Annotated in this window: 27 protein-coding genes, 1 tRNA gene and 1 other RNA gene; 8 read left to right on the top strand and 21 right to left on the bottom strand. The window is 67.4% G+C overall.

The window, feature by feature from the left end:
* Nucleotides 1-110: 110 nt before the first annotated feature.
* The 8 genes from fabF to AC06DU_RS05405 form a co-directional block, all read right to left on the bottom strand.
* Entirely contained in the window at nucleotides 111-1,346 is a 1,236-nt protein-coding gene (fabF, locus tag AC06DU_RS05440) for a beta-ketoacyl-ACP synthase II (protein ID WP_104582330.1), read from the bottom strand.
* Between the two features lie 141 nt (nucleotides 1,347-1,487).
* Nucleotides 1,488-1,727, bottom strand: coding sequence for an acyl carrier protein (gene acpP / locus AC06DU_RS05435; RefSeq protein WP_002814322.1), 240 nt, complete (start codon nucleotides 1,725-1,727; stop codon nucleotides 1,488-1,490).
* A gap of 155 nt (nucleotides 1,728-1,882) precedes the next feature.
* Entirely contained in the window at nucleotides 1,883-2,626 is a 744-nt protein-coding gene (gene fabG, locus AC06DU_RS05430; RefSeq protein WP_448121191.1) for a 3-oxoacyl-ACP reductase FabG, read from the bottom strand.
* Between the two features lie 82 nt (nucleotides 2,627-2,708).
* Nucleotides 2,709-3,653, bottom strand: a complete 945-nt coding sequence (gene fabD, locus AC06DU_RS05425) for an ACP S-malonyltransferase (protein ID WP_039523903.1) — start codon at nucleotides 3,651-3,653, stop codon at nucleotides 2,709-2,711.
* A 104-nt stretch (nucleotides 3,654-3,757) separates the two neighbouring features.
* Complete coding sequence (locus AC06DU_RS05420) at nucleotides 3,758-4,540, bottom strand: BUD32 family EKC/KEOPS complex subunit (protein WP_016902517.1); 783 nt, start codon at nucleotides 4,538-4,540, stop codon at nucleotides 3,758-3,760.
* A gap of 60 nt (nucleotides 4,541-4,600) precedes the next feature.
* On the bottom strand, nucleotides 4,601-5,578 hold the full coding sequence (locus AC06DU_RS05415; RefSeq protein WP_024938452.1) for a beta-ketoacyl-ACP synthase III: 978 nt from the start codon (nucleotides 5,576-5,578) through the stop codon (nucleotides 4,601-4,603).
* A gap of 90 nt (nucleotides 5,579-5,668) precedes the next feature.
* Entirely contained in the window at nucleotides 5,669-5,863 is a 195-nt protein-coding gene (gene rpmF, locus AC06DU_RS05410) for a 50S ribosomal protein L32 (protein WP_003483870.1), read from the bottom strand.
* A gap of 97 nt (nucleotides 5,864-5,960) precedes the next feature.
* Nucleotides 5,961-6,470 (bottom strand): YceD family protein, encoded by a 510-nt coding sequence (locus AC06DU_RS05405; RefSeq protein ID WP_046341941.1) that lies wholly within the window; start codon nucleotides 6,468-6,470, stop codon nucleotides 5,961-5,963.
* Nucleotides 6,471-6,580: 110 nt separating this feature from the next.
* On the opposite strand from AC06DU_RS05405, the gene AC06DU_RS05400 reads away from it, so the two are divergent.
* Nucleotides 6,581-7,156 carry a Maf family protein gene (locus tag AC06DU_RS05400; RefSeq protein WP_054590838.1) on the top strand — a complete coding sequence of 192 codons (576 nt, stop codon included), beginning with the start codon at nucleotides 6,581-6,583 and terminating at the stop codon, nucleotides 7,154-7,156.
* A 135-nt stretch (nucleotides 7,157-7,291) separates the two neighbouring features.
* Here AC06DU_RS05400 and AC06DU_RS05395 read toward each other — a convergent pair whose 3' ends face one another.
* The 3 genes from AC06DU_RS05395 to AC06DU_RS05385 form a co-directional block, all read right to left on the bottom strand.
* Nucleotides 7,292-9,124 carry a hypothetical protein gene (locus AC06DU_RS05395; RefSeq protein WP_478203731.1) on the bottom strand — a complete coding sequence of 611 codons (1,833 nt, stop codon included), beginning with the start codon at nucleotides 9,122-9,124 and terminating at the stop codon, nucleotides 7,292-7,294.
* Nucleotides 9,124-10,062, bottom strand: coding sequence for a glycosyltransferase (locus tag AC06DU_RS05390; RefSeq protein WP_478203729.1), 939 nt, complete (start codon nucleotides 10,060-10,062; stop codon nucleotides 9,124-9,126). The genes AC06DU_RS05395 and AC06DU_RS05390 overlap by 1 nt, the downstream gene beginning before the upstream one ends.
* A gap of 63 nt (nucleotides 10,063-10,125) precedes the next feature.
* Nucleotides 10,126-11,967, bottom strand: coding sequence for a glycosyltransferase family 39 protein (locus AC06DU_RS05385; RefSeq protein WP_478203728.1), 1,842 nt, complete (start codon nucleotides 11,965-11,967; stop codon nucleotides 10,126-10,128).
* A gap of 36 nt (nucleotides 11,968-12,003) precedes the next feature.
* Here AC06DU_RS05385 and AC06DU_RS05380 point away from each other — a divergent pair, with 36 nt between their 5' ends.
* Genes AC06DU_RS05380 through AC06DU_RS05365 form a run of 4 tightly spaced genes read left to right on the top strand, consistent with a single transcriptional unit; the run spans nucleotide 12,004 to nucleotide 16,394 of the window.
* Nucleotides 12,004-12,957: an AAA family ATPase gene (locus AC06DU_RS05380; protein WP_016902524.1), complete on the top strand. Its 954-nt coding sequence runs from the start codon at nucleotides 12,004-12,006 to the stop codon at nucleotides 12,955-12,957.
* 5 nt (nucleotides 12,958-12,962) lie between these two features.
* Nucleotides 12,963-13,919, top strand: coding sequence for a DUF58 domain-containing protein (locus AC06DU_RS05375; protein WP_478203726.1), 957 nt, complete (start codon nucleotides 12,963-12,965; stop codon nucleotides 13,917-13,919).
* A complete protein-coding gene (locus AC06DU_RS05370; protein ID WP_478203725.1) occupies nucleotides 13,912-15,864 on the top strand; it encodes a transglutaminase TgpA family protein in 1,953 nt (650 codons plus the stop codon). Before AC06DU_RS05375 ends, AC06DU_RS05370 begins: the two co-directional genes overlap by 8 nt.
* Nucleotides 15,861-16,394: a Slp family lipoprotein gene (locus tag AC06DU_RS05365; RefSeq protein WP_016902527.1), complete on the top strand. Its 534-nt coding sequence runs from the start codon at nucleotides 15,861-15,863 to the stop codon at nucleotides 16,392-16,394. Before AC06DU_RS05370 ends, AC06DU_RS05365 begins: the two co-directional genes overlap by 4 nt.
* A 110-nt stretch (nucleotides 16,395-16,504) precedes the next feature.
* On the opposite strand, the gene AC06DU_RS05360 is transcribed toward AC06DU_RS05365, so the two are convergent.
* The 4 genes from AC06DU_RS05360 to dnaX form a co-directional block, all read right to left on the bottom strand.
* Nucleotides 16,505-16,855 carry a histidine triad nucleotide-binding protein gene (locus AC06DU_RS05360; protein ID WP_016902528.1) on the bottom strand — a complete coding sequence of 117 codons (351 nt, stop codon included), beginning with the start codon at nucleotides 16,853-16,855 and terminating at the stop codon, nucleotides 16,505-16,507.
* 106 nt (nucleotides 16,856-16,961) lie between these two features.
* Nucleotides 16,962-17,555 carry a recombination mediator RecR gene (recR, locus tag AC06DU_RS05355; RefSeq protein ID WP_016902529.1) on the bottom strand — a complete coding sequence of 198 codons (594 nt, stop codon included), beginning with the start codon at nucleotides 17,553-17,555 and terminating at the stop codon, nucleotides 16,962-16,964.
* A gap of 97 nt (nucleotides 17,556-17,652) precedes the next feature.
* On the bottom strand, nucleotides 17,653-17,973 hold the full coding sequence (locus AC06DU_RS05350; protein ID WP_005913896.1) for a YbaB/EbfC family nucleoid-associated protein: 321 nt from the start codon (nucleotides 17,971-17,973) through the stop codon (nucleotides 17,653-17,655).
* 6 nt (nucleotides 17,974-17,979) lie between these two features.
* The gene (gene dnaX, locus AC06DU_RS05345; protein WP_478203724.1) at nucleotides 17,980-20,010 is read right to left on the bottom strand and encodes a DNA polymerase III subunit gamma/tau; all 2,031 of its coding nucleotides are present in this window, start codon (nucleotides 20,008-20,010) and stop codon (nucleotides 17,980-17,982) included.
* A gap of 235 nt (nucleotides 20,011-20,245) precedes the next feature.
* On the opposite strand from dnaX, the gene AC06DU_RS05340 reads away from it, so the two are divergent.
* Nucleotides 20,246-20,338: transfer RNA gene (locus AC06DU_RS05340), tRNA-Ser, on the top strand.
* Nucleotides 20,339-20,407: 69 nt separating this feature from the next.
* Nucleotides 20,408-20,504: signal recognition particle sRNA small type (gene ffs, locus AC06DU_RS05335), an RNA gene on the top strand.
* Nucleotides 20,505-20,751: 247 nt separating this feature from the next.
* Here the strand turns inward: ffs and AC06DU_RS05330 are convergent.
* The 6 genes from AC06DU_RS05330 to AC06DU_RS05305 form a co-directional block, all read right to left on the bottom strand.
* Complete coding sequence (locus AC06DU_RS05330) at nucleotides 20,752-21,201, bottom strand: molybdenum cofactor biosynthesis protein MoaE (RefSeq protein WP_065031967.1); 450 nt, start codon at nucleotides 21,199-21,201, stop codon at nucleotides 20,752-20,754.
* Nucleotides 21,198-21,443 carry a MoaD/ThiS family protein gene (locus AC06DU_RS05325; protein ID WP_024938437.1) on the bottom strand — a complete coding sequence of 82 codons (246 nt, stop codon included), beginning with the start codon at nucleotides 21,441-21,443 and terminating at the stop codon, nucleotides 21,198-21,200. Before AC06DU_RS05325 ends, AC06DU_RS05330 begins: the two co-directional genes overlap by 4 nt.
* Nucleotides 21,440-21,937, bottom strand: a complete 498-nt coding sequence (gene moaC / locus AC06DU_RS05320; protein ID WP_024938436.1) for a cyclic pyranopterin monophosphate synthase MoaC — start codon at nucleotides 21,935-21,937, stop codon at nucleotides 21,440-21,442. The genes AC06DU_RS05325 and moaC overlap by 4 nt, the downstream gene beginning before the upstream one ends.
* A 76-nt stretch (nucleotides 21,938-22,013) precedes the next feature.
* Nucleotides 22,014-23,045, bottom strand: a complete 1,032-nt coding sequence (gene moaA, locus AC06DU_RS05315) for a GTP 3',8-cyclase MoaA (protein ID WP_047128243.1) — start codon at nucleotides 23,043-23,045, stop codon at nucleotides 22,014-22,016.
* Nucleotides 23,045-23,794 (bottom strand): MBL fold metallo-hydrolase, encoded by a 750-nt coding sequence (locus tag AC06DU_RS05310; RefSeq protein ID WP_024938434.1) that lies wholly within the window; start codon nucleotides 23,792-23,794, stop codon nucleotides 23,045-23,047. Before AC06DU_RS05310 ends, moaA begins: the two co-directional genes overlap by 1 nt.
* On the bottom strand, nucleotides 23,794-24,543 hold the full coding sequence (locus tag AC06DU_RS05305) for a 3-deoxy-D-manno-octulosonic acid kinase (protein ID WP_024938433.1): 750 nt from the start codon (nucleotides 24,541-24,543) through the stop codon (nucleotides 23,794-23,796). The genes AC06DU_RS05310 and AC06DU_RS05305 overlap by 1 nt, the downstream gene beginning before the upstream one ends.
* A 20-nt stretch (nucleotides 24,544-24,563) precedes the next feature.
* Between AC06DU_RS05305 and AC06DU_RS05300 the strand changes: the two genes are divergently transcribed.
* Nucleotides 24,564-25,613, top strand: a complete 1,050-nt coding sequence (locus tag AC06DU_RS05300; RefSeq protein WP_024938432.1) for a glycosyltransferase family 9 protein — start codon at nucleotides 24,564-24,566, stop codon at nucleotides 25,611-25,613.
* The last annotated feature ends 114 nt before the right edge of the window (nucleotides 25,614-25,727 follow it).

Below are 25,727 nucleotides of genomic sequence, written 5' to 3'. Positions count from 1 at the left end.
TCAGCTCGCGGAGCGACGTTCGGCCGCGTACACGCGCCCTGCCCGACCGCCGTAACCTGCGTGCGGCGTGTACCGCGAAGCATTGTTCGCGGTACACCAACGCCGGGACGTCAGATGCGCTTGAACACCAGCGTGCCGTTGGTGCCGCCAAAGCCGAAGCCGTTGGACATCACCGCATCCACCTGCACCTCGCGCGCCACGTTCGGCACGTAATCCAGGTCGCAGCCTTCGCTGGGCTCTTCCAGATTGATGGTCGGCGGAATGATGCCGGTATGCAGCGCCATCACCGAGAAGATCGCTTCCACGCCGCCGGCCGCGCCGAGCAGGTGGCCGGTCATCGACTTGGTCGAGCTGACCATGGTCTTGTAGGCGTGGTCGCCCAGCGCGCGCTTCATCGCCAGGGTTTCGGCCAGATCGCCCAGCGGCGTGGAGGTGCCGTGCGCGTTGAGGTAGCCGATCTGCTCGGGATTGAGCTTGGCATCGCGCATCGCCGCGGCCATGCTGCGCGCCGCACCCTCGCCGTCTTCGCTGGGTGCAGTCATGTGGAAGGCGTCGGAGCTGGCGCCAAAGCCGACCAGTTCTGCATAGATGCGTGCGCCACGCGCCTTGGCGTGTTCGTACTCTTCCAGCACCAGCACGCCGGCACCGTCGCCCAGCACGAAGCCATCGCGCTGCTTGTCCCACGGACGCGAGGCGCCGGTCGGGTCGTCGTTGCGGGTGGACATGGCCTTCATCGCGCAGAAGCCGCCCACCGAACTCGGCGAGGAGCCGCGCTCGGCGCCGCCGGCCAGCATCACATCGGCGTCGCCATGCTGGATCATGCGCATCGCGGTGCCGATCGAATGGTTGGAGGTGGCGCAGGCCGATACGGCCGAGAAGGTCGGGCCTTTCAGGCCCTTGATCAGGCTGACTTGGCCCGGCAGCATGTTGATGATGGTGCTGGGCACATAGAACGGCGAAATCTTTCGCGCGCCGCCCTCATGGAATTTGATGGTCTGCTCTTCGATACCGAGCAGCCCGCCGATGCCGGAGCCGAGAATGGCGCCAACGCGTTCGGCATTGCTTTCGTCGATTTCCAGGCCGGAGTCGTCCAGCGCCATGAACGAGGCGCCGACACCGTAATGGATGAACGAATCCATCTTCTTGACGTCCTTGGCGGACACAAAAAGCGTGGGGTCGAAATTCTTGATCTCGCCGGCGATCTTGGTGGTGAACTGCGAGGCATCGATCTGCGTGATCGGGCCGATGCCTGAGCGCCCGTGGATGATTCCATCCCAGCTGGTGGCCAGATCATTGCCCAGCGGCGACACCATGCCCATGCCGGTAACGACAACACGACGACTCATTGCAGATCTCCTCACCACGGAACGGACGGTGCTTGCAGTTTGCGGATGACGCTTGAAAAACACAGGGCCGCATCAGCGGCCCCATGGAATGTCTGACGCAGCAGCGGCTTGACGCACGCCACCGCCGTCAGGAACAACGCATCAGCTCTTGACGTGAGCCTTGACGTAATCGATCGCCTGCTGGACCGAGGTGATCTTCTCAGCCTCTTCGTCCGGGATCTCGCACTCGAACTCTTCTTCCAGCGCCATCACCAGCTCGACGGTGTCCAGCGAGTCGGCACCCAGGTCATCGACGAACGATGCGCTGGTGGTGACTTCCTCTTCCTTGACGCCGAGTTGTTCGACGACGATTTTCTTGACGCGTTCTTCGATGGTGCTCATTGGGGATATCGCTCCAGATGGAGTAGTGGTGGTACGAAAAAAACGCCATCGGGCTGCGATGGCCGCGTTGGATAGTGTAGTGGAAGCGACCGAGCCTTGCATTGCATCACAAGTCCCGGCCGATCAGCCACTTAGCGCCTCCCGGCGCCGCACGCTCACGGCATGTACATGCCGCCGTTGACGTGCAGGGTCTCACCGGTGATGTAACCGGCGCTCGGGCCGGCCAGGAATGCCACCGCGTTGGCAATGTCTTCCGGCGCGCCCAGATGCCCGAGCGCGATCTGCTGCAGCAGGGCGGCCTTGGCCTCCCCCGGCAGCGCCTTGGTCATGTCGGTATCGATGAAGCCGGGCGCCACCACATTCACGGTGACCCCGCGCGAGCCGATTTCCTTGGCCAGCGACTTGGAGAACGCGATGATGCCGGCCTTGGCCGCAGCGTAGTTGGTCTGGCCGGGGTTGCCGGTCACACCCACCACCGAGGCGATGTTGACGATGCGGCCCTTGCGCGCCTTCATCATGCCGCGCATCACCGCCTTGGAGGTGCGGAACACGCTGGTCAGGTTGGTGTCGATGATCGCCTGCCAGTCATCGTCCTTCATCCGCATCAACAGGTTGTCGCGGGTGATGCCGGCGTTGTTGACCAGGATCGAGATCGCGCCGAATTCCTTGCCGATCGCATCGATCAGGCCATCGACCGCCGCGGCGTCGGTAACGTTGAGCTCGCGGCCGTGGCCGCCCTGGGCAGCCAGGCGCGCGCCGATCGCCGCAGCGCCGGAGGCCGAGGTCGCGGTGCCGATCACGGTGGCGCCCTGGGCGGCCAGCGTGTCGGCGATGGCCGCGCCGATGCCGCGACTGGCACCGGTAACGAGGGCGATCTCGCCCTGCAGAGGCTTGCTCATGAATGCTGTTCCTCGAGTGGGGAGCTCGCGACCGCAGCCGCGAACGGTGAGGGCTGCCGGCAGCGCCGGCAGGTGCGTCGAATCAGTGCGTCCACGCCTCGAGCGCGCCGGCGTAATCGCCAGGCGTGGCCAGCGGACGGGCGTCCAGGCTCTTGTCGATGCGCTTGATCAGCCCGCTCAGCACCTTGCCGGGGCCGCATTCGGCGACCCGGGTGATGCCCTGGGCGGCCAGCGCCTGCACGCAGCCGGTCCACTGCACCGGCAGGTACAGCTGCTCGGCCAGCGCCTGGCGGATCGCATCGCTGCCGGTGTGCACGCGCGCATCGACGTTCTGCACCACCGGAATCTGCGGCGCGTGCCAGCTCAGTCCGGCCATCGCTTCGGCGAGCTGGTTGGCGGCATCGCGCATCAACGGGGTATGCGAGGGCACGCTCACCGCCAGTTTGACCGCCTTGCGCACGCCGCGCTCGGCCAGCAGGGCCAGCGCGCGATCCACCGCCGCCGCATCGCCGCCGATCACGATCTGACCGGGCGAGTTGAAATTGGCCGGCACCACCACCTGGCTGCCGGCCGCCTCGGCACAGACCTCCAGCACCAGCGCATCCTCGGCGCCCAGCACAGCCGCCATCGCACCGACACCGGCCGGCGCGGCGGCCTGCATGAACTGGCCGCGCAGCCGCACCAGGTGCGCACCGTCGTGCAGCGACAGCGCGCCGGCAGCGACCAGCGCGGTGTATTCGCCCAGGCTGTGCCCGGCCAGGACCGCCGGGCGCTGCCCGCGCTGCGCATTCCACAGCCGCCACACCGCCACGCCGGCGGCCAGCAAGGCCGGCTGGGTGTATTCGGTGCGGTTGAGCATCTCTTCCGGGCCGCCCTGGGACAGCGCCCACAGGTCGACGCCGGCGCCTTCGGAGGCTTCGGCGAAGGTTTCGCGGATCTGCGGATGCAGCTCGGACAGTTCAGCCAGCATGCCCAGGGACTGCGAGCCCTGGCCGGGGAACACGAAGGCGAGAGTGGATTCGGTCACGCGTTGCTGCCTACAAAAATCGAGCCGGGATGATACGTGCGAAATCGCCCCGGCGTCTGTACTGCCGCGTATGCAAGGCCCGTCCGGCGCGACCGCCGACACACTTACAGCAAGGCGTTGAGCAGGTCCATTTCGCCATCGGCGAGCCAGTCCACGCACATCACCAGTACCAGCACCACGGCCAGGGAGGTCGCCGCGTGGATGGCCAGGATGGCGCGCGCCAGCGCCCCGGCCGAGCGCCCCAGGCGACCGGTGAGCTGCGCAAACCGCTGCAGGCGCCCGGTCACCACGTGCGCATGCGCCGCCACCGCCGGGCCGGCCGCATCGAAGGCGCCCGTCATCAACCGCTGCAGCACTTCGCGGCGGCCGCGGTAATACTTGGCCACGCCGTAGCCGAACACCAGCCAGTCGCGCGCCTGGGCCTGGGCCAGGTCCATCACTTCCAGCGGGTCTTCTTCGAAATCGATGAAGCCGACCGCCTGCCCGTCGAAGGTCATGTTGCGCGGAAGCGGCTGGCCGAAATACGCGCCATCGCGATGGGCAGCGGCAATGGCCGCCACCGCCAGCGCGATCAGGCGGTCGCGCTCGGGCGCGTCGGCCTCGCGCAGGCAGCTGGCAAAGGAACGGCCGTTGTCGCTGAGCACCAGGGCCGCCTGCCCGCAACCGACCACGCGCGGCACATTCACCGCCTGCGCCTGCAGTTCGCCGAGCCGGCGCGCTTCCAGATCGCGCGCGGCATCGCCGCCACGGTGCGGCGGTGGGCGCAAGGCGTCCAGGCCCCAGCGGCGGGCGACGAAGTTGAGTGCTCCGAGCGAGACCGCCCGGCTGTCACGGCGGTACTGCTTCAGCCAGACGCGCTGTCCGGCGATGACGATGGGTTCTGCCATAACGGGTCCGTCCCTGACGCTGTCAGGCATCGCCGGCGGACGCGGCGCTGCCTGCGGAACTCAGTAGCGCAGCAGCGCCGAGCCCCAGGTAAATCCACCACCGAACGCTTCCAGCAGCAGCAATTGACCCCGCTGCACGCGGCCGGAGCGTACCGCTTCGTCCAGTGCCAGCGGCACCGAGGCCGAGGAGGTATTGCCGTGGCGATCCACGGTGACGACCACCTGCTCCATCGGCAGATCCAGCCGCTTGGCGGTGGCTTCAATAATGCGCAGGTTGGCCTGGTGCGGAATCAGCCAGTCCAGGTCGTGCTTGTCGTAGCCATTGGCGGCCAGGGTCTCGTCGACCACCGAATCCAGCGCCTTGACCGCGTACTTGAATACGTCGTTGCCCTTCATCAGCAAGGCGCCGCCGCCGTTCTTGCCTTCGCCGAAGCCCACCGACACGCCGACCGGATCCCACAGCAGCTCTTTCTTGCTGCCATCGGCATGCAGATGGGTGCTGAGGATGCCGGTGTCTTCGTCGGCCTTGAGCACGACCGCGCCAGCGCCATCGCCGAACAGCACGCAGGTGGTGCGGTCGGTCCAGTCGACGATACGGGTCAGGGTTTCTGCGCCCACCACCAGCACGGTCTTGGCATCGCCGCTTCGCACGAACTTGTCGGCCACGCTGAGCGCATAGACAAAGCCCGAGCAGGCGGCGTTGACGTCCATCGCGCCACACCCGACATTGCCCAGCCGCGCCTGCAACAGGCAGGCAGTGGACGGGAAGATCAGGTCCGGAGTGGTGGTGCCGACGACGATCAGATCGAGCTCGTCGGCGGTGACGCCGGCCGCTTCCATCGCCTTCAGCGAGGCGAAATACGCCAGGTCGCTGGTGGTCTGGTCGTCGGCGACGATGTGACGCTCACGGATACCAGTGCGCGAGAAGATCCATTCATCGCTGGTGTCGACGATCTTGGACATGTCGTCGTTGGTCAACACCTTTTCGGGCAAATAGCTACCCGTGCCCGCGATCCTGGAATAGATCCGCTTGCTCATACTGTTCCCTGTTGCAAGAGCCGCGGTGGTCGGCGGCTCCGGAAGAAGCGAGGGTCACCCGGCAGCGTCGAACGCGCCGGGTGCCACGAATCAATCTTCTTGGACGGCCGACGACTTGGTCGCAATCACCTTCTTGCCACGGTAGTAACCGTCAGCGGTGATGTGGTGGCGCAGATGGATCTCGCCGCTGGTCGGATCGGTCGACAGCTGCTTGGCGGTCAGGGCGTCGTGCGAACGACGCTGGCCGCGACGCGACGGGGTAACTCGGGATTTCTGCACAGCCATGGGATTGCTCCAACTTAAGTTCGATAACTTGTCTGTCGAGTCGAACAGGACGCTTCACGCCCGCGCCGACCTGTCTTTCCGCCCTTCACAGCGGCGGTTACTGTTTTTTGAACGCTGCCAGCGCCGCGAACGGACTGGCCTTGTCTTGCTCTTCCTGGGTCGGAACCCACTCGGCCTCGACGGCTTCGCTGCCCGGCGCCATCGGCACCACCGGTATCGACAGGACAAGTTCGTCCTCGACCAGATCCGCGGCCCGCAGCATGCCATCTTCCGGCACCAGCAAGGCCTCGTACTCGGCCGGCAACGCAGCTTCGTCGGCTTCGTCACGGATCAAACCAAGACGCTGTCTGATTTGCACCGGATACAGAAAACGCTGCAGGCTGCGCTGGCAGGCCAGCGGAAGCTCGACATCGACACTGAGTTCGACATAGGCGACCTTCAACAGGTCGTCATGATCGAATTGGAGCGAATAGACACACTCGCCCTCGGTATCGACCAAGCTCCCTTGCAGGCGGGTCATCGCAGAGAGCGGGATGCGGCCATCGAAGCGCCTGCGCGCTACGACCATCCGCCAAGCATCCAGCATTTCGGGTACGTTCGCGGACATAAGCCGCAGAATGTTAAAGACCCGCCGACGCCCTGTCAAATACCCCTATTCACGCGCCTCGCAAGGCGCCAACGCTGGCAGACTTCCCTGCCCGTCCTGTGCAGCGCCCCATGATGCCACGCCTGATTCTTGCCTCCACCTCTGTCTATCGACGCGAGCTGCTCGGCCGGCTGCGCCTGGAGTTCAGCACCGCCCGGCCGGAGGTCGACGAGCAGGCGCAGCCTGGGGAGCGCCCGGACGCGCTGGCCAGCCGGCTGGCTGCCGAAAAGGCAGCAGCGGTGGCTGCGCAGGCGCCCGACGCCTGGGTGATCGGTTCGGACCAGGTCGCCGACCTGGATGGCCTGGCCCTGGGCAAACCAGGCACGCTGGAGCGGGCGCATGCGCAGCTGACCGCGATGTCCGGCCGCGTGGTGCGCTTCCATACGGCAGTGAGCCTGGTCGGCCCTGGCCGCACCGCGCACGCGCTGGACCTGACCGAGGTGCAGCTGCGCCCGCTGATGCCCGCCGAAATCGACCGCTACCTGGCCGCCGAGCCAGCGCTGGATTGCGCCGGCAGCTTCAAGTGCGAGGGCTTCGGGATCAGCCTGTTCGACGCCATTCGCTCGCAGGACCCCACTGCCCTGGTCGGTCTGCCGCTGATCGCGCTGGCACGGCTGCTGCGCCAGGCGGGGTTCGAGATTCCGTAAGAATTGCCGTGCGACCAGGAGTGAAGGCCGCGCACGCACGGAAAAGATCGGGCACAAGCAAAACTCCCCAATCTCGAATCTCGAATCTCGAATCCCCAATCCCCAATCCCCAATCCCTGCACCAGGCACGCAGCCCTAACCGGGCTGAGTCAACTCACAGAACTGATACGGATAATCAGCCTGCCCCACGCGCGAGGACAGCGTGCGGCAGCGTGCAGGGTCCAGCGTCAGCCCGTACGCGGCCAGGCGCTGCTGCGCGGCCTCGCGCACGGCACGGTCGGCGGCGGCGATGTCCAGCGCCCCACCCTTGGCAATGTTGAGCACGCAGCGGCCCGGCTGCGATGCATCCAGTTCGGCACGCAGGCCGCGCGCGATCAACCAGCGCAGGCGCGTGCATTGCGGTTGCACGCTCCAGCCCAGTTGCTGCGCCCAGCGATTCATCCGGTCGATCCGCAGCTGCTGCTTGTCGCGCGCCGCGCCCAGCACGGCGTAGAGCTGCGGCCGCCCGGCAATCAGCGTGCGCACGCGCTGCCGGTACTGGTCGGTCTCGGCGATATTCGTCGCCACACCGATGTAACGCGCCTGCCGCGGAAGCAGCGGCACCCGCCAGGATTGCGGCTCGTCGCCGACCAGCAACACCGTGGAGGCGGCAGGTTCGCCCATCGCCGGTTGCTGCACCTGGAAGCTGTCGCGTGCCCAGGCTTCATGCCCCCAATCCTTCCACCCGACCACCGCGACCAGGGCACATAGCCCGATCAACCAGGCCGCCTTGCGATCGGCGCGTGCGGCAAATGCGTGCCGGCACACGATCCAGAGCACCAGCGGCGCAAGTAGCTCCAGCACCACCAGATAGCGATGAATGCTGAAAATGGCCTGCCACAGCGCGTACGCAACGCCGAAGAACACCAGCAGGACCACGGCCGAGCGATCCAGCCCGACCTGTCGCACGGGCCGGCGCAGCAACCTGCGCCCTGCAGCGACCAGCGTCACCGCATACAGCACCGCCCAACCGGCCTGCACCAGACCGAGATCGCCGATCCGCTGCGGCTTGAAGGTAAACAGCAGTGGCCAGATCAGCTGCTCGCCGAGATTGCGTGGCAACCACCGCACATCGGCGATCGACACCGGCTGCGCCAGCGGCGATTTGAAGACTCCGTTGAACTGCGGAAACAGCGGATTGCCCAGGTGTTGCCAGACCTGCCAATACCAGGGCCCGGCCACCAGCACCACCACCAGCGCCGCAACGCCGGAAAGCACGCCGAGGCCCAGCACGCGTGAGCGCAGGCGCCCGCCATCGCACAGGACCGCCGGCACCAGCGCCAACGCGTAGAGCGCATTGGTGAGCTTAAGCGAGACGGCCAGGCCGATCAGTGCGCCGGCGATGGCCCATCGATGCACCGCATGCGCGCCCTGCCGCGCCCGCGCCTGCGCCGACAACACCAGCGCCAGCGCGGCCAGCACCGGGATCGCGCTGGCGGTGTCGCCCATGGTGCCGCCGAGCTCGGACAGAAACACCGCGCTGCACATGCCGGCCACTGCAAGCAGCGGTGCCCCCTGCGCGCGCCGCGTTTGCCCGGCCAATACGCGCCATGCCACTGCCGCCACCGGAACGAACACCAGCGCATGCAAGCCGCCCAGCAGCAGCCCGGCCACCGGCCCGGGAAGCTGCAGCATCAACCAGGCATGCAGCACATCGAGCAATGGGCTGAAGTAACTCTGCATCTGCGCCGGCGCCAGATCCACGCCCAGCCGGTCGTGCGCCCAGGCATCGCCGATATAGAGGTGGTAGTTGCGCAGGTCCCAGTTGGCGTCCTGGCCAAGCCCAAGCGAGAGCAGCGCGCCCAGCAGCACGACCGCCGTCACCGCCGCGGCGATCTGGCGTGGCGAATGAAAGCCGAAATGGCGATCGGCCCAGCCCAACAGCCGCTGCCGCCGGCCCACCGGCGTCGATGTCGCGATGGCTGCCATCAGCGGGTAGCTCCAGGCGCACGCGGCGCCACAAGAGTGGCGACGCCCGGCTCAGCCAGATACGCCAGATGCTTGGCCTCGACGCGTCCGCGCGTGACCGTGTCCAGGATCAGCCCGCACGCCAGCAGCAGGAAACCCAGCAGCATCAGCGCCACGCACAGGATCGCCGTGGGAAACCGCGGCACCAGTCCGGTCTGGAAATAGGTTTCGAACAACGGAATCGCCAGCACGATCGACAACGTGGCGCTAAGCACAAAGCCGATGGAGAAGAACAACAACGGCCGCTCGGCCTTGAACAACTTGGCAATAGTGGTGAGGATGCGCCAGCCATCGCGCCAGGTATTCAACTTGCTTTGCGAGCCCTCCGGGCGCACACCGTAGGCGGTTTCGACCTCGGCCACCGGCATGCGCAGCTGCAATGCATGCACGGCCAGTTCGGTTTCGGTTTCGAATCCCTGCGCATGCGCAGCGAAGGATTTGACATAGCGCCGCGAGAACACCCGATAGCCGGACAGCATGTCGTCGAAACTGCGGCCGAACAGCAGCCCCGCGCACCGCGTCAGCAACACATTGCCGACGCGATGACCGGGCCGATACGCAGCCTGCTGCTGCTCGTGGCGCGCGCCGACCACCATGTCCAGGCCTTCGTCGATCAGCTTGCGCACCAGCGCCGGTGCGGCGGCCGCGTCGTAAGTCGCATCGCCATCGACCAGCACATAGATGTCCGCTTCCACATCGGCAAATCCACGCCGCACCACATTGCCCTTGCCCTGCAGCGCCACGCGGCACACCTGCGCGCCTGCCGCTGCGGCGATCGTCGCGGTGGCATCGCTGGAATTGTTGTCCAGCACATGGATCGCCGCGCCCGGCAAGGCAGCGGCAAACGCAGTGACCACCGAGGCGACCGTCGCCGCCTCGTTATGGCAGGGCACCAGCACGGATTCGGATCCCGGGCACAGGCACGGGAGGGACAACAGTCATGGCGTCGGTCATTGCGTGATCTAAGGTGCGGAAACGGTGATGGGCTGTTCCCACCAGTCCTCGACGCTGCCGTCGTGGCCATGCAGGCGCAGTCCCAGCCAATGCGTGCCCGGCGGCAGCGCATGCGTGTCGAAGGTGGCGTTGAAACCGACGTTGGGGTGCTGCGGGTCGGTGGAGATCTTCCAATACGGGCGCACATCCAGCGGCGTGCCGTACTCGGCCTGCGCGACCGGGCGTCCGTCCAGCAGCAGTTCCACCTGCGACAGCCCGACGCCGTCCTTGAATGCCCAGCCGCGCACCTGCACCCGCCCGGCCACGCGCACGTCCGGCAGCGGCGTGTCGATCCAGGCCATCGCCGGAGCGATGCACGGCCCGGGCTGGCGTTGCGCCGGCAGCGCGAACAGCAGGAAGCGCTGGTAACCGTGATCGGTCGACACCACGGTAGGCGGCGGCAGCGGCCCGACCATCTCGCAGATGTCGTGGTAGCGCTTCAACAGGTCGCGATACCGCTGATCGCTGGGCGAGAGCACCAGCAGCCGCGGCCCGGCGCGCGTGCCGTCGCTGAGCAGCCCCCACTGCTGCAACTGCGCGCTGCGTCCGTGCTTGTCGTTCAACTCCGCGCGCAGCACTTCCACGTTGGCATCGTGCAGTTGAAAGCCCAGCTCGGCACCGACCTTGAAGTTTTCCGCCAGCACGCGCGTGCCCGGCGGAATCTGCGCGAGCCGGAGCTCGACCGCGCGCGCCAGGTCCTTCCACCCGGCAAAGTTGCGCGGATAGTATTTTTCGCCGGCCGCATGCGCGCGAATCGAGGGCACCGACACGGCCAGGTAATAGCCGTACGCACCCAGGGTGCCGAGCAGCGCAATCGCCCAGGCCGCGCGACGCAGCGTATGCGGCCAACGCATCAGGATCACCGGCACCGCCACCAGCAAGGCCAGGTAGCCCGGCAGCGGCCAGTGGAAGCTGATCCGCTCGGCATCGCTGAAGAAGCCGAGCACGAAGATCGCCACGGTCGAAATCCCGCCCAGCAGGCCGAAATACCGCCATTGCGCACGCGAACCGCCACCGGCGCGCGTGCCGGCCAGGCCGACCTTGAGCATCGCCCAGGCCAGCAGCGGGGTCACCAGCACCGCCTGTATCAGCAAGAACCACAGCCCGGTGATCTGAAAGCGCCAGGGATGCCGGTCGACCAGCTGGAAGCGCAGCCCGGCCTCGTCATGCTCGGTATTCCAGAACAGCAGCGGCAGCCAGCTCACCGCGCCCACCGTCAGCGCCATCCAGATGCGCGGGTCGCGCATGACCGCGCGCCCCTGCGGAATGCACAGCAGCGCGATGCAGCCCACCCCGATCACCCCGGCAAAGCGGTAATGACTGAGCGCGCCGATCACCAGGCCGATGGCGAGCTCGAGCGCACTGGTGGCATCGACCTCGCGCAGCAGCCGCGCGCCGGCATCCATGCACAGCACCGCCGCCAGCGCCATCGGCACATCCGGCACCGCCAGGATGCCGAGCGTTGCCGACAACGGCATCAGCAGGGTCAGGCTGCCGGCCTGCCAGCCCAGCGTGGAGCCGAACCAGCGCGTGGCGATATGCGCGATCAACCAGGGAATCAGCGCGGCAATGGCCAGAAACGGCAGGCGCAGCGCCAGCAGATGATGCCCGCCCAGTTCCACGCCCAGCCGCGCCAGCCAGGCGGTCATGCCCGGCAGATCCGAATACGCGGCGGCCAGATGCTGGCCTTCCTGCCAGTAGAACGCCTCGTCGACGAACAGCGGCAGCCGCGCGGCGATCAACAGCTTGACGGCCGTCGCCAGTGTCCACAGGATCACGAAGGTGCGATGTGCGCGTTGGTCCCCTTGCATTGCCCTGTGCACTCTTCTTCCACCTACGGAATTGTGATGTCGACACCGCTGCGTTCCACGGAAATGCTAACCGATGCGCTGCGCCAATCGCTGCGGCGCGCACAGGACCAGGTCAATTCGCTGCTGCTGGGCAAGGCGCAGGAAGTGCGCCTGGCGTTCGTGGCACTGCTGTCCGGCGGCCATCTGCTGATCGAAGACCTGCCCGGCCTGGGCAAGACCACCCTCGCCCACGCGATGGCCTCCAGCCTGGGGCTGGGCTTCCAGCGCGTGCAGTTCACCTCCGACCTGCTGCCGGCAGACGTGCTGGGCGTATCGGTCTACGACGCCGCCTCGCGCCAGTTCCAGTTCCATCCCGGCCCGGTGTTCACCAACGTGCTGCTGGCCGACGAAATCAACCGCGCGCCGCCGCGTACGCAAAGCTCGCTGCTGGAGGCCATGGCCGAACAGCAGGTCACGCTCGACGGCGTCACCCATGCGTTGCCGGAGCCGTTCTTCGTGATCGCCACGCAGAACCCGGTCGACCTGTCCGGCACCTTTCCGCTGCCGGACTCGCAACTGGATCGCTTCCTGCTGCGGCTCAGCCTGGGCTACCCCAGCGCCGACGCCGAGCGCGCGTTGCTGTCGGGCGTGGATCGACGCGAGCTGATCGCCCAGGCCGCACCGCAGCTCAGCGACGCCGACGTGGTGGCGCTGCGCACGGTGGTGGGCCAGATCCATACCAGCGATGCGCTGATCGGCTATGTGCAGGCCTTGCTGCTGCGCAGCCGCCAGCACGCCGGGGTGCGCGTGGGGCTGTCGCCGCGCGCCGGCATCGCGCTGCTGCGCGCGGCCAAGGCCTACGCGCTGCTGCTCGGGCGCGAGCACGTGCTGCCGGAAGACGTGCAGGCGTTGTTCGTGGCGGTGGCCGGGCACCGGCTGGTGCCGGAGGCCGAATCCTCGTCCGGGCCGGCGCTGGCCAAGGCGCTGCTGCACAGCGTGCCGGTGGACTGACCCAGGTGCGTGCGCACGTGCGCGGCATCGGTCGCCGACTCAGCCTGCTGGCGCGTCCGCGGGGCGCGGAGGCGTTGCCGATCGTGCTGGATCGGCGGCGCATCTACGTGCTGCCGACGCGCTTCGGGCTGTTCGTCACCGCCTTGCTGCTGGCGATGCTGCTGGGCGCCTTGAACTACAACAACAACCCGGCCCTGCTGCTGGCGCTGTTGCTGGCCACCGCCGGGATTGCCAGCAGCATCATGGCGCACCTGCAGTTGTCGGCACTGCGCGTCGAGGCGGTGTCGGCCGAACCGGTGGTCGCCGGCGAACCGTTGCGCATGCGGGTGTCGCTGGCGCGTCGCGACAGCCGCGCACGGCGTGGGCTGCGCCTGGATCATCTGGACAGCAGCGGTTTCTGTGCGTTGCTCGAGCACGACATGGCCGAGGTCGACCTGCCGGTGCCCACCGAGCGGCGCGGCTGGCAGGACATCGAACGCATCCGCCTGTCCGGCACCCAGCCACTGGGGCTGGTGCGCGCCTGGTCGTGGGTCTGGCCGGAGACACCGCTGCTGGCCTATCCCAGGCCCGAGGAACAGGGGCCGGCATTGCCCGAGGGCGCCGGTTCGCCCAACCAGACCCGCCTGCACCCGCAAGGCGAGGAACTGCACCAACTGCGCCCGTATCGCGCCGGCGATGCGCCACGCACGATTTCCTGGAAGCACTCGGCACGCCGCGACAGCCTGCTGGTGCGCGAATACGAGCAGCCGCTGGGCATCGAAGTCACGCTGGACTGGCGCACGCTCAACGCGTTGCCGTACGAGCGCCGTATCGCGCGGCTTGCCCGCTGGGTCAACCTGGCCGAGCGCGACGGGCGGCGCTACCGCTTGCTGTTGCCGGGCCAACCGCCGCTGGGGCCTGCACAAGGTCCGGCGCATCATCACCTGTGTCTGCGCGCCCTGGCCCTGCTTCCCCATGACTGAGCCGTCCGTCCCGATCACCCAGGCCAGCCGCGCCTGGGTGCTGGTCACCAGCTGGCTGGCGCTGGCGCCGTTGCTGTTGCAGCTGCCCGGCCTGCTCGCCGGCACCATTGCCGTGGCCGCCGTGCTGGTCGGGGTGCTGAGCTGGCGCGGCACCGTGATGGCACCGGTGCGGCTGTTGCTGGTGGTGGCAATGCTGGGCGCGGTGTACTGGCAGATCGGCATGCGCTTCGGCCGCGACACCGGCTGCGCGGTGCTGGCCGCGATGCTGGCGATCAAGGCCTCCGAGCTGCGCACCTTGCGCGATGCGCGCAGCCTGCTCGGCTTTGCGTTGTTCGCCCCGTTCGCGGCGTTTCTGCTCGACCAGGGGCCGGCGACGATGGGGCTGGCGCTGCTGGCGGTGGTGAGCGCGCTGCTGAGCATGCAGCGGCTGGCCGACGAGGAACACCGCACCGCCACGCCTGCGCTGCGGATGCAGTTGCGCGGCATCGGCAAGCTGGTCGCCATCGGCGTGCCGCTGGCCCTGGCCACGTTCTGGCTGCTGCCGCGCCTGAGCTCGCCGCTGTGGGGCGTGCCCGAGCGCGCGCTGTCACGGCCCGGCCTGTCGGACAACATGTCGCCGGGCGAATGGATCGACCTGATGGCCGACGACAGCCCGGCGCTGCGCGTGCAGTTCACCGGCAACGCGCCACCGCCGCAGCAACGCTACTGGCGCGGGCCGGTGATGTGGGACTTCGATGGCCGGACCTGGCAGCGCGCGCGCTGGACCGGCCGCGGCCAACCCGCCTCGGTCACCGCCGGGCCGCAGCGCTATCGCTATCGCCTGGACTACGAGCCCACCGATCGTCGCCAGCTGGTGTCGTTGGACCTGCCCACGCAGGCGGTGGCCAATGCCGAGCTGTCACCCGACTACGAACTGTTCGCGCAGCGGCCATTGAGTGCGTTGACCCGCTGGGAGCTGCAATCGGCGCCACCGGCACGCTTCGACACCGACCTGCCCAACCAGTTGCGCAAGCGCGCCCTCGCCCTGCCGCCGGGCTTCAATCCACGTACGCTCGCGCTGGCACGGCAATGGCGCGCGGAAGCCGGCAGCAACGACGATGCCGTGGTGCAGCGCGCGCTGCAGTGGATCACCCGCGACTTCGCCTACACCCTGGATACCCCCCTGCTGGGCCGCAACAGCGTCGACGAATTCCTGTTCCAGCAGAAGGCCGGGTTCTGCGAGCACTTCAGCTCTTCGTTCGTGGTGCTGATGCGAGCGGCCGGCATCCCCGCGCGCGTGGTCACCGGGTATGCCGGCGGCACCTACAACGGCTTCGGCAATTACTGGGTGGTGCGGCGCATGGATGCGCATGCCTGGACCGAAGTCTGGCTGGCCGGGCGCGGCTGGGTGCGGGTGGATCCCACCGCGGCGGTGGCGCCGGAACGCATCTACGACACGCTGGAAGACCGCGTGCAGGTCGGCGCGGGCAACAATTTCGCCCAGCTCGGCATGTGGGCCAGCCTGGGCCAGGTCAGCGACCTGCTGCGCCGCGGCTGGAACGATCTGGTGCTGTCCTTCGATGCCGACCGCCAGCAACGGCTGCTGCAACCCTTCGGCATCGATCGCCTGGACAGCTCGCAGCTGGCCGCCATCTTCGGCATGTTTGCGGTCAGCGCGCTGGCTTGGATGGGTTGGCTGCTGGCGCGCGGCGAGCGTGAGCGCGACCCGCTGCTACGCGCCTGGCATCGCCTGGGCCGCCGCTACGACAAGCTCGGCCTGGCCCGCGAACCGCACGAACCGGCCATCGCCTGGGCGCAACGTGTCGCCCGTTCACACCCGAATCCGGCATTGTTGGCACTCAGCCAACGTTTCGCTGCCGCGCGCTACGCTGGCGCTGATTCGGACAGCGCCTCACTCCTCAAAGATCTGCAGCAGCATCGCCCGCGAACCGGAGCTTCCTCATGAGTACCCGCTTTCTTCTTCCCATTGTCGCCGCGCTCGGGCTCGCCGCCTGCGCGACCGCGCCCAAGCCGCTGCAGGGTCAGTTCCCTACGGTCAGTCCGAGCGATTCCACCGCCAGCGCCCAGGTCGGCACGTCGGTGCGCTGGGGCGGCAAGATCATCCAGACCAAACCCGGGCAGGGCCAGACCTGCTTCGAGCTGATCTCGCGTCCGCTCAATGCCAGTGGCCGTCCGGACCGCAACGCCGTGGACGCCAGCGATGGCCGCTTCCTGGCTTGCCGCTCGGGCTTTTACGACCCGGCCGTGTTCGAGCCCGGCCGCGAAGTGACCTTCATCGGCAAGATCGAAGGCTACGAAACCACCAAGATCGGCGAGTACGACTACAAGCTGCCCAAGGTGAATGCCGACGTGGTCTACCTGTGGCCGGTCGTGCGCGAGGTGGATGTGGTGCCGGCCTATCCGTACGGCCCTTGGGGCGACCCGTGGGGTCCGCGTTGGGGCGGCGGCTGGGGCTGGGGCCGCGGCTGGTGGTAATCGACCGCTGAGTCAGTGACACGCAAAACGCCGCTCGCAGGGAGCGGCGTTTTTGTTTATGCGATACGGCTGCTCGAACAGGCGCTGATGCGCTCGATCGTGTAACCAGGTCAGGGCGTGCCGAACCGTCCCAACGGCGCACCGGCCAGCAGATGCAGATGGATGTGGAACACCGTCTGGCCGGCATGCTCGCGGCAGTTCATCACGATGCGATAGCCGTCCTGCGCCAACCCCTGCTCGCGTGCATACGACGCTGCAGCGAGTGCGAGCCTGCCCACCAACAGCGCCTGCTCCGGCGGCACGTCGTCCAGCGTGGGAATGGCATGCTGCTTGGGAATGAACAGCACATGCACCGGCGCCTGCGGTGCGATGTCCTGAAAGCCCAGCACCTCGTCGTCTTCATAGACGATGTTGGCCGGGATTTCGCGACGAATGATCTTGCCGAAGATGGTGTCGGTCATGGATGGGGAATCGGGAGTCGGGAATGGGGAATCGCAAGAGCTTACCGCGCGCGCCACCGCTTTTCGCTTCTCCGATTTCCGATTCCCCAATCCCGATTCCCCGCCCTCAAAGCACCTCACCCCGGGTGCCAAAGGCATGCGACAAGGTGCCGCGATCGACGTATTCCAGCTCGCCGCCCAACGGCATGCCCTGCGCGAGCCGGCTCGGGCGCACCGCATGCTGGCGGGCAAGCTGGGCCAGGTAATGCGCGGTTGCCTCGCCTTCCACGGTGGCATTGGTGGCGATGATCATTTCGGTGACCTCGCCGGTGGCCAGACGCTCGCCGAGCCGGTCCAGGCCCAGCTCGCGCGGGCCGATGCCGTCCAGCGGCGACAGCCGGCCCTGCAGGATGAAGTACAGCCCGCGGTAGCCGGTGGCGTGTTCGATCGCCAAACGATCGGCCGGCGATTCCACCACGCACAGCTGCTGCCGGTCGCGGCTACTGCTGGCACAGATCGCGCAGATCTCCGCCTCGGTGAAGTCGCGGCATTGCACGCAATGGCCAACCTTTTCCACCGCATTGGCAAGCGCCGCAGCCAGGCGGCGGCCCCCCTCGCGCTCGCGTTCGAGCACGTGGTAGGCCATGCGCTGGGCCGATTTCTGGCCCACACCCGGCAATACCCGGAAGGCCTCGATCAGTTGTTCGAGAAGAGAGGACATTGGGTCGGGAATCGGGAATCGGGATTGGGGAATCGCAGAAGCCAAGGACAACCTCGCTCTTACGATTCCCGATTCCCCACTCCCGATTCCCCGCCTCTCAGAACGGCAACTTCATGCCCGGCGGCAGCTGCATGCCGGCAGTGGCCGAGCCCATGCGGTCCTTGGATTCGGCGTCGATCTTGTTGGAAGCGTCGTTGAAGGCGGCGGCGATCAGGTCCTCGGCCATTTCCTGGTCGGAGAGGATGCTCGGGTCGATGCGGACCTTGCGGCACTCCTTGGCGCCGGTCAGCGTCACGCTGACCATGCCGCCGCCGGCGGTGCCGGTGACTTCCAGCTTGGCCAGTTCTTCCTGGGCGCGCTGCAGGTTTTCCTGCATCTTCTGCGCCTGCTGCATCAATTGGGCAATGTTCCCACGCATGTGTCGTTACTCGTCGTAAGGGCGGATGGAATCGGGGACGACCCGCGCGCCTTGCTGCTGAATCAGCTGCTGCACGTTCGGGTCGTTCATGAACGCTGTTTCGGCCGCGCTCTGGCGCTCGCCTTTCTGGCGACTGGCCCGCTCGTGCAGGGTCTCGACATCGGCGTTGCCGGTCTCGATGACGATGCGCGGCGTATTTCCCAACTCGGGCGCGAGTGCCTGCGCAAGGTTGGCGATGGAACGCTCGGAATTGAGGTATTCGAAGCCCGGTGCCAGCGCCAGGCGCAGCACGCCGTCGCGATGGCCGATGAAGGCCGCATTGGCGGCGAGCTGTCGCGAGGGGCCGTTCAAGCCGCTGCGGGTGACCAGATCCAGCCACTGCTCGGCATCGTCGATGTGGCCATTGTCGAGCAGGGGCGATGGATCGGTTGTCTGTGCCGGTGCCGATATGGAGGGTGCGGCAACCGATGGCATCGACAGCACCGCCGCTGCAGATGCAGGTACCTCAGCCGCTGCGGCAACTGCCACTGCCGCTTCGGGCGCGACCGCGGCCGGCAACGCCGCATCGACTGCTGCGGGTGGCGCCATTGCCGCTTCCGGCGCCAGCACGGGCGTCGCCGCAGCGACGGGGGCAGCGTTGGCGCGCACCGGCGCATCGTCCATCGCCCAGGGCGGCGTGTCGTCGCTGCGCGCGGGAGCTGTCGATGGGCGGCTATCGGTCGATGCCTGCGCAGCGGGCAGCACCACGACAGGCGCGGGCGCAGCAGCGACCGGCGCCGGCGCGGCGACCGCAGCCACGGCAGCAGGCGCGGCCTCCAGGTCGGCCGGTTTCGCCACCGCTGCGGGTGCGGGCGCGGCTGCCACCGGTGCGGCGGCCTGCACGCCAGTTCCCGCAGAACGCGCATGCCCCCCGGCACTGGCACCACGTCCATCGTCGCTGCCGCCAGCCGGTACTGCCGCCGCTGGGCGGAAGGCCAGCATGCGCAGCACCGCCATCTCGAAACCGGCGCGCGGACTCGGCGCCAGATACAGATCGCGACGGCCGTTGAGCGCCATCTGGTACCACAGCTGCACCACTTCCGGCCGCAGCTGCGCGGCATAGGCGGTCGGGTCGATGCCATCGCCGACGAATGCCACCGACGGCACCAACTGCTGCACCTGGATGCGGTGCAAGGCCTCGGCCAGCGCCTCCAGCACGCCGCTCCAGTCGGGCGAGAACTCGGCCAGCGCGGCGACCACCTGCATCAGGCGCGCGCCATCGCCGTCGGCCAGCGACTGCAGCATCGCGCCGACCTGGGTGCGATCGACCGTGCCGAGCATGGTACGCACCACGTCCTCGCGCAGCGCGCCGCCGGCATAGGCAATGGCCTGATCGAGCAGCGACAGACCGTCGCGCAGCGAGCCGTCGGCGGCCTTGGACAGCTGCACGATCGCCGATGGATCCGATTCGATCTGCTCGGCGGCCAGGATCCGAGTCATTTGGCCCTGGATCTGGTCTTCGTCCAGCCGCTTGAGATTGAACTGCAGGCAGCGCGACAGCACGGTCACCGGCAGTTTCTGCGGGTCGGTGGTGGCCAGCAGGAACTTCACGTGCTCGGGCGGCTCTTCCAGCGTCTTCAGCAGCGCATTGAACGCGGCCTTGGAGAGCATGTGTACTTCGTCGATCAGATAGACCTTGAACTTGCCGCGCGAGGGCATGTACTGGGCGTTCTCGATCACCTCGCGCACATCGTCCACGCCGGTGTTGGACGCGGCGTCGATTTCCAGCAGGTCGATGTAGCGGCCGGCGTCGATATCCAGGCAGGCCGGGCACTGGCCGCACGGATCGGCACTGGTGCCGGTCTCGCAGTTCAGCGATTTGGCGAAAATGCGCGCGATTGTGGTCTTACCCACGCCGCGGGTGCCGGTGAACAGAAATGCGTGGTGCACACGCCCACTGTCGAGCGCGTTACTGAGCGCGCGGACCACGTGTTCCTGGCCTACGAGTTCGGCAAAACGCTTCGGGCGCCACTTGCGGGCGAGAACAAGATAAGACATCGGGCAACCAGCTTCCTCTGAACCGATATTGTGCCATGGCGCGTCAAGTGGTTCGTTCAGCGGCCGTGGTACCCAGGCGTTGCCACCCACCGGAGGACTGCCGGCAGCGTCGGCGGCCGGCCAGGCACCTGCGCTGACGCCGTCATGCCGGACCGGCAGATCCTTTACCTTGTTAATGGCGCCCGTGGCGGCTAGAATCCCGCTCCTGCCGACGACCCGGTCGCACGGCAGGTACGGAGAGGTGTCCGAGTGGTTGAAGGAGCACGCCTGGAAAGTGTGTAAGCGTCTAAACCGCGCTTCGGGGGTTCGAATCCCCCTCTCTCCGCCAGTTTCATGATCCTGCAATGCGATTGCATGGATCCAGGGTCACGCCAGTGACCCACGTCTTATGGTGGCCCCGTCGGTCCCTCGCGACGCTAGATCGAAAATCCCGCCAGGGCCGGAAGGCAGCAACGGTATCGATTGATGCGGGCGCCGAGGTCAACCGGCGGGGACACCACCCCAACCCAGACTGATGGCGCATCGACAGATGCCGCACGCATTCGGCGCGTAATACTGACGGTGTGAAGCCGCCACTGCGACGCGGCACTTCGCGGCCATGCTCAAAGCTGGCCAGTGATTTGCAGCGCCGTGGCGACGGCTCGGAAATACGCGCAGCGTCAGGCGCTTTCCGGCGCGCTCAACCGGCGGAACACCAACCTGATCTTTTGATGTTCCCGCAGCGCGTGGCCTGCGAGCGCACTACTGCGTCTGCGACTCCGGATGCAGCCAGCCGGCATCGCCTTCCAGGTAATGTTCGTGCTTCCAGATCGGCACGCGCGCCTTGACCTCGTCGATGATGAAGCGGCAGGCATCGAATGCGGCGCCGCGATGCGCCGCGCTGACGCCGACCCACACTGCCATGTCGCCGATGCGCAGCTCGCCCACGCGGTGCACGCAGTAGGCGTTGACGATGGCAAACCGACCCATTGCCTCGTCGAGCACGCGCTGGCCTTCGGCCTGCGCCAGTGCGGCGTAGGCCTCGTAACGCAGCCCGGCCACGCTGCGGCCCTCATTGTGGTCGCGTACCCAGCCTTCGAAACTGGCGAATGCGCCGGCATGCGGGTGCTCCAGCGCAGCGCGCAAGCTGTCGACCGGCAAAGGCACGTCGGAAAGCGCAAAGAGGACGGAAGTCTGCTCGCTCATGCTCAACCTCCCGACACCGGCGGAATAAACACGATTTCACTGCCATCGCGCACGCCGTCCTCCCAGCGCGCAAACGCGCCATCCACCGCCACGCGCAGCTGCGCCGGTGTCCAGCGCAGGCCATGGCGCGTATCGAGTTCGGCATAGAGCGCGCGCAGGTCCTGCGCCTGCGATTGCACCTGCTCGCTGGCAATGCCCGCTGCCTCGCGCAGGCTGGCGAAATACAGCACTGTCACTGTCGTGCTCATTGGCTTGCTCCGATATCGCGCTTGCCACCACGTTTGGACACCAACCTGGTCGGGCCGATGCTCATGCTGTGCGACAACGCCTTGCACATGTCGTAGACCGTCAGGGCCGCCACGCTGGCGCCGGTAAGCGCTTCCATTTCCACACCGGTGCGATGCACGCAGCGCACCGTGCAACGGATGTCCAGCAGCTGCTCGCCCGCCCAGTCGATCTCGAACCGACACGCGTCGATCGGCAACGGATGGCAGAAGGGAATCAACTCGTGCGTGCGTTTGACCGCCATGGTGCCGGCGATCACCGCGGTTTCCACGATGCCGCCCTTGGCGCTGCGCAAGCCGTTGGCGCGCAACTGCGCGGCGACGGCGGCCGGAAAACGCACCCGGCTTTGCGCGGTGGCGCTGCGCGCGGTGACCGCCTTGTCCGAGACATCCACCATCGTGGGCAGTCCGGAATCGTCCAGGTGGGTCAGGCGTGCGGAACGGGATTTTGCAGGCATGGGAAACGACACGATGACAGGCGCTCAGGATGCGACATTCTCGGTGAACGGGGCGCCTGGATGGAACAGCAGTGCCTTACCCGCCGATCAGGAACATCTCCACCGGCTTGCCACGGCGCGGTGTCGATGCGCGCACCTCGCTGTAGCGGTCGCCACGTATGCTCCAGCGCGCACGTAGATGCTCGGACAATCCATGCTCGCCCTCGGCCAGGGCCGGCTTGAGGTCATGGCCCTGGCTGGCGAACAGGCAGGTGTACAACTGCCCGTCGGCCGACACGCGTGCGCGCTGGCAATCGCCGCAGAACGGCACGCTGACCGAACTGACAAAACCCACCTCGCCGGCGCCATCGGCAAATGCATGCCGCTGCGCCACTTCGCCGGTGTAATTGGCATCCAGCGGCAGCAATGGCCAGCGCGCGTGGATGCGCGCGTGCAGTTGCGCCGAAGTCACCACCGCATCGGCGGTCCAGCCATTGCAACTGCCCACATCCATGAACTCGATGAAGCGCAGCACATGGCCGCTGCCACGGAAGTGCTCCACCAGGGGCAGCACCTGATCTTCGTTGACGCCACGCTGCACCACGCAGTTGATCTTCAGGCGCTGGAAGCCGGCCTGCTCGGCAGCGGCGATACCGGCCAGCACCTGCGCGATCTCGCCGCGGTTGCCACTCATGCGTCTGAACAGCTCCGGATCCAGCGCGTCCATGCTCACCGTGATCCGGCGCAGCCCGGCCTGGCGCAGCGCCACCGCCTGACGGGCGAGCAAGGTGCCGTTGGTGGTCAGCGCCAGATCCTCGATGCCCTCGATCGTGGTCAGGCGCGCAATCAGGCTGGGCAGATCGCGCCGCAACAGCGGCTCGCCACCGGTCAGGCGCACCTTGGTGACGCCGACCGAGACGAAGGCACGCACCAGCGTTTCCAGCTGATCGAAGCTCAGGCGCTGCTGCGCATCGAATCCGTAATCGTCGGGCACGCGATCGGCCGGCATGCAGTAACCGCAGCGGAAATTGCAGGCCTCGATGACCGACAGGCGCAGGTCGCGCAGCGGCCGGCCATAGCGGTCCTGCATCGGCGCGGCGGTCAGGTTCGGCAACAGCAGGGCGCCCATCAGGGCACCATGGCGGCAGTCGGCTCCGCCAGCGGCAGATGTTGACCAGGCACGGCCACGCGATGGCCGCGTGCGCGGAGCACGTCGCCGTCGGCGTCGCTGGCGTAGTGGTACAGCAGCATGCGGCTCAACAGGTCCTGCGGGTATTCCCGCTCCAAATCGTCCACCCCAGTATGCGACGGGTTGCCGTGAACGCCGCAGTCATGCGCGATGAGCTCGCTGTCATCGGCATAACGGGCCAGCACTTCCGGGATCGGCCGGGTGTCGCCGCTCCAGACCAGCGCCCCCTTCAGCCGCAGCCCGTAGGCGGTCTCCGGCCAGTGGTGGCGCGCCGGGAACACTTCCAGCCGCACCCCGTCGTGCCAGAACGCGTCGCCGACCGGCACCAGCTGGAACGCGTCCCAGAAGTTCGCGCCGCCCTCGGCCAGCACGTTGGGGTAGTCGGCGATCCGCCGCTGCAGCAACGGCACCACCGGCGCCGGCACGTACAGGCGCGTGCGGCCGCGGCGTTGGGAGAAATAGCTGTCCACGAACAGCCGTTCCAGCCCGCCGACGTGGTCCAGGTGCACATGGGTGATGAAGACCGCCTGCGGCAGATGACCGTACTGTGCCTGGTAGGTAGTCAGCCCTTCGCTGCCGCAATCGATGGTCAGCCACGGCGCGCCGGCGCGCTCGATGGTGGCCATCGGCGAACCGAGCGCCACCGCCGACGCATTGCCGACCCCTTGCACCCGCAACGCCCAGTTCATCAGTAGCCCCGGCCCCAGGCCAGTTCGTACGCGCGGTGCAGGCGTTCGTAATCCTTGTCGACCTCTTCGCGGCTGCGGTTGCCGCGCAACTTCAGCAGCGAGCGATGCAGGCGCTTGAGATTGCGTTCGCGCCAGCGCGTAGCCGGAATGCGCAACACGCCGCGGTCGAAATCGATCAACCAGCCATGCCCGCCGGCATCGAACAGGATGTTGTGCGCGTTGAGATCGGCATGATCCAGGCCAGCGCGATGAAAGCGCGCGATCAGCCGCCCGGTTTCTTCCCACGGCGCACCGCGCCCGGCGACCTGCGCATGATCGGCGAGCGAGCGCACGTTCTCCAGGCGCTCCATCAACAATGCAGCGCGATAGCTCAGCCCCTCGCGCAAGTAGCAAGCCGCCAACGGGCGCGGCACCGGCAACTTGCGCTTGAGCAGTTCGCGCATCAGCCGGAACTCGGCAAAGCTGCGCGTGCGCCCGGCGCCCTTCCACAGATAGTGATCGCGGCTCACGCGCGCGGCCATGCCGCCGCGCAGGTACTGTCGCAACACGCTGTGACCGAACGGCGCATCCACGAACCACGCCCCACCCCGCCCGCCTTCGTCGACCGGCCGCGCCCTGTCGCCCCAGCGTTGCGGCGAAAACAGCCCGGCATCGGCTTGCCGCAGCCGTTCGCGGTCGAACAGAATGGCGCCATAGCCGCGGCCTTCGCGGTACGGCGCCAGCGCTTCAGTGGCGTCGAAAGAAACCATCTATCGAGTCTAACAACACCATGGCTTCTACGCCCGCCTCGTTATGCCTGCTGCGCCTGTCCGCCCTGGGTGACGTCACCCATGTGGTGCCGCTGGTGCGCACCCTGCAGGCGGGGTTTCCGGCAAGCCAGCTGCACTGGATCATCGACAAGGCCGGGCTGAAATTGCTCGACGGCCTGCCTGGCGTGCAGTTCCATGCCTACGACAAGCGCACCGGCGTGGCCGGCATGCGCGCGCTCCGCCGCTCGCTGGCGCCATTGGGTCGCTTCGATGCGCTGCTGCAGATGCAGGTGGCCTTGCGCGCCAATGTGCTGTCGGCCTTCGTGCCGGCGCGGCGGCGGATCGGCTATGACCGCAGCCGTTCCAAGGACCTGCACGGCCTGTTCGTCAACGAGCGCATCGCCGACCGCCCCGGCATCCACGTGCTCGACGCCATCGGCAGCTTCGCGCAGCCGCTCGGCCTGACCCAGACCCAGGTGCGCTGGGACTTGCCGGTCCCCGACGAGGCGCATCGCTGGGCACGCGCGCAATGGGACGACGATGGCCGCCCGGTGCTGATGATTTCGCCGTGCTCCAGCCACGCACGCCGCAACTGGTATCCCGACCGCCATGCCGCGCTGGCCGACCACGCTGCAGCGCAAGGCTGGCGCGTCGTGCTGTGCGGTGGCCGTAGCGAGCTGGAACGCAGCACCGCCGATGCCATCGTCGCAGCCGCGCGCACGCCGTTGCTGGACCTGGTCGGCAAGGACACGCTCAAACAACTCCCCGCCCTGCTCGCCCGCGCAGAGCTGGTGGTCACCCCCGATTCCGGGCCGATGCACATCGCCAACGCGATGGGCACCAAGGTGCTCGGCCTGCATGCGGCCAGCAACCCGCTGCGCAGCGGCCCTTACTCGGACGTGCGCTATTGCGTAGACCGTTACGACGCGGCCGCCCGCAAATACCTAGGCAAGCCGGCCGACCAGCTGAAATGGGGCACCAAGATCGAGTTCGACCAGGTGATGGCGCTGATCACCGTGGACGATGCGATCGCCGCATTCGAGCGTTATCGCAGCGATCATCCGCACTGAAGATCAGCGTCGGATCGGCACTCGAACAGGCGTTCGATCGCGGCGCAGCTGCGCGCTGCGCCGTGGCGCAGACGCCCAGGACAGCCGGGAACACAAGAGCGAAACACCGCCGAC

It is taken from the genome of Xanthomonas sp. NCPPB 3200 (genome assembly GCF_056393585.1).
Note: the sequence above shows the minus strand (reverse complement) of the source record. Positions and strands in the feature narration are given on the sequence as shown.

Coding starts and splice junctions, on each gene's coding strand:
- fabF (WP_104582330.1), bottom strand. CDS start 1,346: ATGAGTCGTCGTGTTGTCGTTACCGGCATGGGCATGGTGTCGCCGCTG.
- acpP (WP_002814322.1), bottom strand. CDS start 1,727: ATGAGCACCATCGAAGAACGCGTCAAGAAAATCGTCGTCGAACAACTC.
- fabG (WP_448121191.1), bottom strand. CDS start 2,626: ATGAGCAAGCCTCTGCAGGGCGAGATCGCCCTCGTTACCGGTGCCAGT.
- AC06DU_RS05420 (WP_016902517.1), bottom strand. CDS start 4,540: ATGGCAGAACCCATCGTCATCGCCGGACAGCGCGTCTGGCTGAAGCAG.
- AC06DU_RS05415 (WP_024938452.1), bottom strand. CDS start 5,578: ATGAGCAAGCGGATCTATTCCAGGATCGCGGGCACGGGTAGCTATTTG.
- rpmF (WP_003483870.1), bottom strand. CDS start 5,863: ATGGCTGTGCAGAAATCCCGAGTTACCCCGTCGCGTCGCGGCCAGCGT.
- AC06DU_RS05405 (WP_046341941.1), bottom strand. CDS start 6,470: ATGTCCGCGAACGTACCCGAAATGCTGGATGCTTGGCGGATGGTCGTA.
- AC06DU_RS05400 (WP_054590838.1), top strand. CDS start 6,581: ATGATGCCACGCCTGATTCTTGCCTCCACCTCTGTCTATCGACGCGAG.
- AC06DU_RS05395 (WP_478203731.1), bottom strand. CDS start 9,124: ATGGCAGCCATCGCGACATCGACGCCGGTGGGCCGGCGGCAGCGGCTG.
- AC06DU_RS05385 (WP_478203728.1), bottom strand. CDS start 11,967: ATGCAAGGGGACCAACGCGCACATCGCACCTTCGTGATCCTGTGGACA.
- AC06DU_RS05380 (WP_016902524.1), top strand. CDS start 12,004: ATGTCGACACCGCTGCGTTCCACGGAAATGCTAACCGATGCGCTGCGC.
- AC06DU_RS05370 (WP_478203725.1), top strand. CDS start 13,912: ATGACTGAGCCGTCCGTCCCGATCACCCAGGCCAGCCGCGCCTGGGTG.
- AC06DU_RS05365 (WP_016902527.1), top strand. CDS start 15,861: ATGAGTACCCGCTTTCTTCTTCCCATTGTCGCCGCGCTCGGGCTCGCC.
- AC06DU_RS05360 (WP_016902528.1), bottom strand. CDS start 16,855: ATGACCGACACCATCTTCGGCAAGATCATTCGTCGCGAAATCCCGGCC.
- recR (WP_016902529.1), bottom strand. CDS start 17,555: ATGTCCTCTCTTCTCGAACAACTGATCGAGGCCTTCCGGGTATTGCCG.
- AC06DU_RS05350 (WP_005913896.1), bottom strand. CDS start 17,973: ATGCGTGGGAACATTGCCCAATTGATGCAGCAGGCGCAGAAGATGCAG.
- dnaX (WP_478203724.1), bottom strand. CDS start 20,010: ATGTCTTATCTTGTTCTCGCCCGCAAGTGGCGCCCGAAGCGTTTTGCC.
- AC06DU_RS05325 (WP_024938437.1), bottom strand. CDS start 21,443: ATGAGCACGACAGTGACAGTGCTGTATTTCGCCAGCCTGCGCGAGGCA.
- moaC (WP_024938436.1), bottom strand. CDS start 21,937: ATGCCTGCAAAATCCCGTTCCGCACGCCTGACCCACCTGGACGATTCC.
- moaA (WP_047128243.1), bottom strand. CDS start 23,045: ATGGGCGCCCTGCTGTTGCCGAACCTGACCGCCGCGCCGATGCAGGAC.
- AC06DU_RS05310 (WP_024938434.1), bottom strand. CDS start 23,794: ATGAACTGGGCGTTGCGGGTGCAAGGGGTCGGCAATGCGTCGGCGGTG.
- AC06DU_RS05305 (WP_024938433.1), bottom strand. CDS start 24,543: ATGGTTTCTTTCGACGCCACTGAAGCGCTGGCGCCGTACCGCGAAGGC.
- AC06DU_RS05300 (WP_024938432.1), top strand. CDS start 24,564: ATGGCTTCTACGCCCGCCTCGTTATGCCTGCTGCGCCTGTCCGCCCTG.